This is a genomic window from Lysobacter zhanggongensis (assembly GCF_046638635.1).
Classification (GTDB): domain Bacteria; phylum Pseudomonadota; class Gammaproteobacteria; order Xanthomonadales; family Xanthomonadaceae; genus Novilysobacter; species Novilysobacter luteus.
In genome coordinates this window covers 22,750-29,822 of record NZ_JBJXHK010000030.1, presented here as the reverse complement: position 1 = coordinate 29,822, position 7,073 = coordinate 22,750, and the positions used below count along the sequence as shown (strand labels likewise).

The 7,073-nt window shown below is 69.6% G+C and carries 5 protein-coding genes; 3 read left to right on the top strand and 2 right to left on the bottom strand.

Annotated elements, in window-relative coordinates:
- Together ACKVMH_RS07275 and ACKVMH_RS07270 are read left to right on the top strand one after the other, a co-directional pair.
- On the top strand, nucleotides 1-2,073 hold a 2,073-nt coding region (locus ACKVMH_RS07275), incomplete at its 5' end, for a M2 family metallopeptidase (protein WP_412699789.1).
- Nucleotides 2,074-2,242: 169 nt separating this feature from the next.
- Complete coding sequence (locus tag ACKVMH_RS07270) at nucleotides 2,243-3,202, top strand: TIGR03885 family FMN-dependent LLM class oxidoreductase (protein WP_412699788.1); 960 nt, start codon at nucleotides 2,243-2,245, stop codon at nucleotides 3,200-3,202.
- Nucleotides 3,203-3,223: 21 nt separating this feature from the next.
- Here ACKVMH_RS07270 and ACKVMH_RS07265 read toward each other — a convergent pair whose 3' ends face one another.
- Complete coding sequence (locus ACKVMH_RS07265; protein ID WP_412699787.1) at nucleotides 3,224-4,963, bottom strand: alpha-amylase family protein; 1,740 nt, start codon at nucleotides 4,961-4,963, stop codon at nucleotides 3,224-3,226.
- 247 nt (nucleotides 4,964-5,210) lie between these two features.
- Between ACKVMH_RS07265 and ACKVMH_RS07260 the strand changes: the two genes are divergently transcribed.
- Entirely contained in the window at nucleotides 5,211-5,675 is a 465-nt protein-coding gene (locus tag ACKVMH_RS07260; protein WP_412699786.1) for a DJ-1/PfpI family protein, read from the top strand.
- Here the strand turns inward: ACKVMH_RS07260 and ACKVMH_RS07255 are convergent, their stop codons facing one another.
- Nucleotides 5,676-6,938: a multidrug effflux MFS transporter gene (locus ACKVMH_RS07255; protein ID WP_412699785.1), complete on the bottom strand. Its 1,263-nt coding sequence runs from the start codon at nucleotides 6,936-6,938 to the stop codon at nucleotides 5,676-5,678.
- Nucleotides 6,939-7,073: the final 135 nt, after the last annotated feature.

The following is a 7,073-nucleotide window of genomic DNA, read 5'->3' as shown; positions in this document are numbered from 1 at the left end:
GCGCCCACCCCGGGCACCGACCGCGCCGCCACGCCCGCCGCCGCCACCGCGCCGAAGGACGAGACCGCCGACCAGTTCATCGCCCGGGTCAACGCCGAGCTCAAGGCGATGTATCCGCAGATGACCGCGGCGCAGTGGCTGTCGTCCACTTACATCATCGATGACAGCAAGCTGCTGGCCGCCGCGGCCAACGAGCGCTACCTGTCGCAGCTCAACAGCTGGATCGAGCAGGCCAAGCGGTTCGAGGGCCAGGAAATGTCGCCGCAGACCGCGCGGTCGATCCAGCTGCTCAAGCTGGGCACCTCGATGCCCGCGCCGAGCGACCCGGCCAAGCTGGCCGAGCTGACCCGCATCGCCGCCGACATGGAAGGCATGTACGGCGCCGGCGAGTACTGCACCGGCGAAGGCGAGGCGCGCAATTGCCGCCAGCTGGGCGCACTGGAAGACGTGCTGCGCAACAGCCGCGACTATGACGAGCAGCTGGAAGCCTGGCGCGGCTGGCACACCATCTCCAAGCCGATGCGCGACGACTACACCCGCTTCGTGGAGCTGGTGAACCTCGGCGCCGACGAGATGGGCTTCGCCGACGCCGGCGAGATGTGGCGCTCGGGCTACGACATGAGCCCGGTCGAGATCGCCGCCGAGACCGACCGCCTGTGGACCCAGGTCAAGCCGCTGTACGAGGACCTGCACTGCTACACCCGCACCCGTCTGGCCGCCGAGTACGGCGAGGACAAGGCGCAGGTAGCCGGTGGCATGCTGCCCGCGCACCTGCTGGGCAACATGTGGCAGCAGGACTGGGGCAACCTGTGGGACATCGTCGTCCCGTACGAGAACGCCGGCAAGCTCGACATCACCAGCGCGCTGGAGTCCCGCTACCAGCAGATCCATGCGCAGAAGCTGGCCCAGCACACCGGCGACCGCAGCCCGTCGAGCCTGGCCAACATCGAGCACGAGGCGCAGGAAGCCGCCGCCCGCCAGATGACCAAGCGCGCCGAGGACTTCTACACCTCGCTTGGCCTGCAGAAGCTGCCCGAGAGCTACTGGGAGAACACCCAGTTCATCAAGCCGCGCGACCGCGACGTGGTCTGCCACGCCAGCGCGTGGGACATGAACATGGAAGGCGACGTGCGCACCAAGATGTGCATCAAGCCCAACGAGGAAGACTTCACCACCATCTACCACGAGCTCGGCCACCTCTATTACGACCTGGCCTACAACAAGCAGCCGCCGCTGTTCCAGGCCGGCGCGCATGACGGCTTCCACGAGGCGATCGGCGACACCATCGTGCTGGCGATGACGCCGAAGTACCTGGAGTCGATCGGCCTGGTGGACGCCCAGCAGCAGAGCGAGCAGGCACTGATCAACGCGCAGATGCGCATGGCGCTGGCCAAGGTGTCGTTCCTGCCGTTCGGCCTGATGATCGACCGCTGGCGCTGGGGCGTGTTCGACGGCTCCATCACCCCGGACCAGTACAACGCCGCGTGGTGGGACCTGAAGGCCAAGTACCAGGGCGTCGCCCCGGTCGAGGCGCGCGGCGAGGAGTTCTTCGATGCGGGCGCCAAGTACCACGTGCCGGGCAACACCCCGTACACGCGCTACTTCCTGGCCCACGTGCTGCAGTTCCAGTTCTACAAGTCGCTTTGCGATGCCGCCGGTTACACCGGGCCGCTGCACGAGTGCAGCTTCTACGGCAACAAGGCCGCCGGCGCCAAGCTGCAGGCGATGCTCGACAAGGGCGCCAGCCAGCCGTGGCAGTCCACGCTGGAGGAGCTCACCGGTGGCGGCAAGATGGACGCCAGCGCCGTGCTGGAGTACTTCGCACCGTTGCAGGATTGGCTGAAGCAGCAGAACGAAGGCCAGACCTGCGGCTGGCAGGCCAGCGCCGACGCATCGCCAGCGAAGCCGGCGGCCGCGCCGGCCGCTGATGCCAACACCAAGCCGAAGGCGGACGCGGCTGCCGACGCTGATGCCGCTGCCAAGCCGAAGGCCGACGCCAACGCAGACAGCGACACCGACGGGGACAAGGCGAAGACCGAAGCCAAGCCAGCCGGCGAGGCCGAGCGCGGCTGACCCTGCGGGATTCGCAACGCGACAGCATCGAAAGGCCGGCAATTTGCCGGCCTTTCTCTTGGTGCCGCCGGCAATTTGCCGGCCTTTCCCGTGGTGCCAGCGCGCATCACGCACGGGTCATTGCGACGGTGTTACCCAATGCCCTCCCGCCGACCCGTCATCGTTCGCCATGCCCCGCATCGGTTACCACGCCTCGCATGAGCAGTTCCCACCCGACGCCCTGCTCGACCTCGTCATCCGCGCAAAGCAGGCCGGTTTTGGCGCGGCGATGTGCTCCGACCATTTCCACCCGTGGACCCGCGCCCAGGGCCACAGCGGCCATGCGTGGACGTGGCTGGGCAGCGCGATGCAGGCGACCGGGCTGGAGACCGGCGTGGTCAACTGCCCGACCGGCCGCTATCACCCTGCGGTGATCGCTCAGGCCGCGGCCACGCTGGCGTGCATGCACCCGGGACGGTTCTGGCTGGCCGTCGGCAGTGGCGAAGCGCTCAACGAGACGATCACCGGCGAGCCCTGGCCGGACAAGGACGAGCGCAACCGGCGGCTGCACGAGGCGGTCGGAATCATCCGCGCGCTCTGGTCGGGCGAGACGGTCACCCGCCACGGTGCGCTGCCGGTCGAACACGCTCGGCTCTACAGCCTGCCTGCCTCCCCTCCGCCGCTGTTCGCCGCCGCGCTGACGCCGGAGACCGCGCGTTGGGCCGGCGCCTGGGCCGATGGCCTGATCACGGTATCGGAGGAGCGGCCACGCATGCAGGCGGTGGTCGATGCATTCCGCGAAGGCGGTGGCGCAGGCAAGCCGCTGCACCTGCAGGTGAAACTCTCGTTCGCCACCTCCGACGGGGAGGCGATGGCCGGCGCGATGGAGCAGTGGCGCGCCAACGTGCTCGAAGGCGACCAGAACCAGGAGCTGCGCACGCCGGCCGAGTTCGAGGCCGCCGCCCGCGATGTGAACGAGGCGGCGATGCGTGCGGCGGTGCGCATCTCCGCCGACCCCGTGCGGCATCGCGCCTGGCTGGAGGAGGACCTCGCCATGGGGTTCGACGGGCTCTACCTGCACAACGTCAACCGCCAGCAGGAGCGCTTCGTCGACGTGTTCGGCGACAAGGTGCTGCCCGGACTGGGGTAACCGGGCGCGGCGTGTCCCGCGCTACTCGCGTTGCTTGCGCCGCATCCACCGGTAGCCGTACGGGCCCAGCGCGATCCGTAGCGGTTTGCCTTCCGGCGTCGGGTAGTCGCGGTCGCGCAGCACGTCGACCAGCTCCAGCAGGTCGTCCTCGCGCAGTGCGAACTCCACCGGCTCGCCACCCAGGTTGATCAGGGCGACCACCACCGAGCCGCCCTCCTCGTCGTCGTAGCGCACACCGAACACCGGCCGGCATTCGAACCGCGCCAGCCGGTACGGGCACCCCATCTCGCGGATGCCCAGCCGGCACCCGATCATCGCGATCGTGCGCCCCAGCAGGGAGTCCGGTTGCGGCATTTCCGCCTCGACGTTGCGCGCCGGGTAGCCGAATGCGCCGTCACTGATCGGCGGGGCGACCAGGTCGCCGGCGTCCGCGCTGGAGAACCCACCGTTGCGGGTGTCGCTCCACTGCATCGGGGTACGCACCGAGCGGCGTTCGGGCAGTGACAGGTCGTCACCCATCCCGATCTCCTCGCCGTAGCGCAGGATCGGCACCCCCGGCAGCGACAGCATCAGCGCATGCGCCATGGCGATCCGCGCATCGTCGCCGCCGAGCATCGGCGCCAGCCGGCGACGGATGCCACGGCCGTAGATGCGCATGTCCTCGTCCGGCGCAAACGCGGCCATGACCTCCTCGCGCTCCTGCGGCGACAACTGCTCCAGGTCGAGCTCGTCGTGGTTGCGCAACCACACGCCGAAGCGGCTGTGCGGCGGCGGCGGCTTGCGCTCGGTCAACGCGCGGGCCAGCGGCTCGCCCTCCCCCCGCGCCAGCGCCAGGAACAGATGGTTGNTGCCCACCCCCACGCCGAAGCGGCTGTGCGGCGGCGGCGGCTTGCGCTCGGTCAACGCGCGGGCCAGCGGCTCGCCCTCCCCCCGCGCCAGCGCCAGGAACAGATGGTTGTTGACCCAGAAGTCCAGCAGCAGGTTGAGCCGCTGGCCGTTGCCGAAATACTCGTCGTACTTCGACACCGGCACGTCGGTCTCGCCCATCAGCACCGCGTCGGGGTTGCGGCGCGCGATCACGTCGCGCATGTCGTCGAGGATCCACAGCCCGTCCTTGCGCGGGTCGGCGGCGCGCGCCACCTCAACCATGTGCGGCACGGCGTCGACCCGGAACCCGGCGATCCCCAACCGCAGCCAGTACGCCATGATCCGCGCGATCTCGGCGCGCACCGCCGGGTTGGCGACGTTGAGGTCGGGCTGGTGCGAATAGAACACGTGGCGGTAGTACTGCCCGGCCTGCTCGTCCCAGGTCCAGATGCTGTCCTCGATGCCGGGGAAGATCGGCTCCACCCCCTCCACTTCGACCGGTTCGTCCGACCACAGGAACCAGTCGCGGTATGGCGAATCGCGGTGGCTGCGCGCGTGCTGGAACCACGGGTGGTCGACCGAGGTGTGTTGGACCACCAGTTCGATGAGCACGCGCAACTGCAGCTCTTCGGCGCGCTCCATCAGGTGGATGAAATCGGCGATGTCACCGAACCGCGGATCGACCGACAGGTGGCCGCTGACGTCGTAGCCCGCGTCGCGGAACGGCGACTTGTAGAAGGGCAGCAGCCAGATGCAGTTCGCACCCAGCGCGCGCAGGTGGTCGAGCCGATCGGCGACGCCGCGCAGGTCGCCTCGCCCGTCGCCGTTGGAATCCCTGAACAGCGACGGGTCGATCTGGTAGATGACGGCGTTGCGGTGCCAGTCCTCGTGCATGCGGGCCTCCGGTGGTGGCAGGCCCACGATGAGGCCGCGCCCGCCGTCATTCCGCCGTGATCGACACCGGCTTCAGCAAAATGTCACGTCCGGCTTACGCCACAGGCTGTATCAGTACAGCTCCCCCGCCCCCGCATCACCCATGCCGACATCGCTCGATCTCACCTCGCTCCCTCCAGTCGCCACGCAGCCGCAGGCCCTCCCCGCGGCGCCCGGCGCGACGGACCTTCGCGGCCGGACGCTGGCCATGGCCGTCGCACCTGGCGTCGATGCCGGCCAGGTCGAGGCGTTGCTGACGGGCATGCGCCGCCGCGGTGCCCACGTCGAACTGGTCGCGCCGACCCTCGGCGCCATCGAGACCCCACGCGGTTCGACCCTGATGCCGGACCGCACCTTCAACGCGTGCTCGCCGCTGGATTACGACGCCGTGGTGGTGCCCGACGGCGACCTCCATCGGTTGCGCGACGACGGCGCGGCGATTGCATTCGCCGCCCGCGCCTATCTGCACGGCGTGCCGATCGGCCTGGTTGGCGCCGGCGCCGAGCTGTTGCAGGGGATTGCCGCGTCGCCGCGGGACGGCGGGCGCGATGGCCGTGGCGGTATCGTCCGTGACACCCGCGCCTGCGCGGGCTTTGTCGAAGCCCTGGCATGCCGGATCGCGGCGACCTCGCCGATCACCGACCCGCCGGTCGACCACCGCATCGCCAGCTGACTAGAGCGAATCCGGCACCCGCGGCGTCGCGCTGCGGCCACGTCCATTGCCGTTGGCCGACACCACCGCTTCCCAACGCCAGAAGGCCCAGCCCGCCGCCGTGAACAGGCCGGCCGCCACGGCCAGCCACAGGCCGTTGCCACTGAGCCACGGCGACACCACACCGGCGATCAACGCATTGCTGACCAGCGCGGTGAACGCCTGCAACGACGACGCCGAGCCGCGCTGGCGCGGGTACATGTCCAGCACCGCGAGGGTCAGTATCGGGAACACCAGCGCGATGCCGAACGCATTGAGCGTCATCGGCACGACCGCCCAGGGCAGTTGCAGCACGTCGGTCGACAGGTTGTAGGCGACGTTGAACACCGCCGCCACCGCCGACACCGCAAAGCCGATGCCGACCAGCCGCGCGCCGCTGATCCGGCCCGCCGCGCGTCCGGAGACCCAGGCGCCGAGCACCATGCCGCCGATGGTCGGCACGAAGAACCAGCCGAACTGTCTCTCGTCCATCCGCAGCAGGTCGAGCACGAACGCGGGCGCCGAGGCGATGTACAGGAACAGCGCGCCGAAGTTGAACGCCGCCGCCGCGGCCAGCCGCTGGAACCGGGTGTTGAGCAGGATCGCGACGTAGTCGCGCACCAGTCGCCGCGGGCGCAGTTCAAGCCGCGCCTCCGGCGGGTGCGTCTCGGGCAGCAGCCGCCAGGTCGCCAGCAGCAGCAGCACCGAAAAACCCACCAGGAACCAGAAGATCGCCGGCCAGCGGCTCCACCCCAGGATCCAGCCGCCGATGATCGGCGCGATGGCCGGCGCGATGCCGAAGATCATCGACACCTGGCTCATCAGCCGCTGCGCGTCGTCGCCATCCAGCACGTCGCGGATGACCGCGCGTCCGACGATCAGGCCGACGCCGGCCGACAGTCCCTGCAGCGCGCGGAACACCAGCAGCGTGGTGAGGTCGGTCGACAGCGCGCAGCCCACCGACGCCAGGGTGAACACGGCCAGCCCGGCGATGATGACGCGGCGCCGCCCGAACGCGTCCGACAGCGGCCCATGCACCACGCTCGTCACCGCGTAGGCGATCAGGTACACGCTGATCGTCTGCTGCAGCGCCAGCTTGTCGGCGCCCAGTTGCTCACCCAGCTGCGGGAACGCCGGGAAGATCGTGTCGATCGAGAACGGGCCGAACATCGCCAGCCCCGCCAGCAGCAGGGCCAGCCGGCGCAAGGAGATCGTCGACGCGGGAGGAAGGTTGGCGGCGGCCATTACACAGGCATCGTGGGGGTCCGGCAGGATAGCAACCACGGCGTCGCGGCATCTTTGCACTTCAAGGCCGGGAGCCCGCACCCTTCACCGTGCCCAGACGGCGCCCCCGTTAACGTCGAGCAACCTGCCCGTCCA

Excerpts from the sequence above, each read along its gene's own strand:
- ACKVMH_RS07270 (WP_412699788.1), top strand. The coding sequence starts at position 2,243 with ATGCCCCGCATCGGTTACCACGCCTCGCATGAGCAGTTCCCACCCGAC.
- ACKVMH_RS07260 (WP_412699786.1), top strand. The coding sequence starts at position 5,211 with ATGGCCGTCGCACCTGGCGTCGATGCCGGCCAGGTCGAGGCGTTGCTG.
- ACKVMH_RS07255 (WP_412699785.1), bottom strand. The coding sequence starts at position 6,938 with ATGGCCGCCGCCAACCTTCCTCCCGCGTCGACGATCTCCTTGCGCCGG.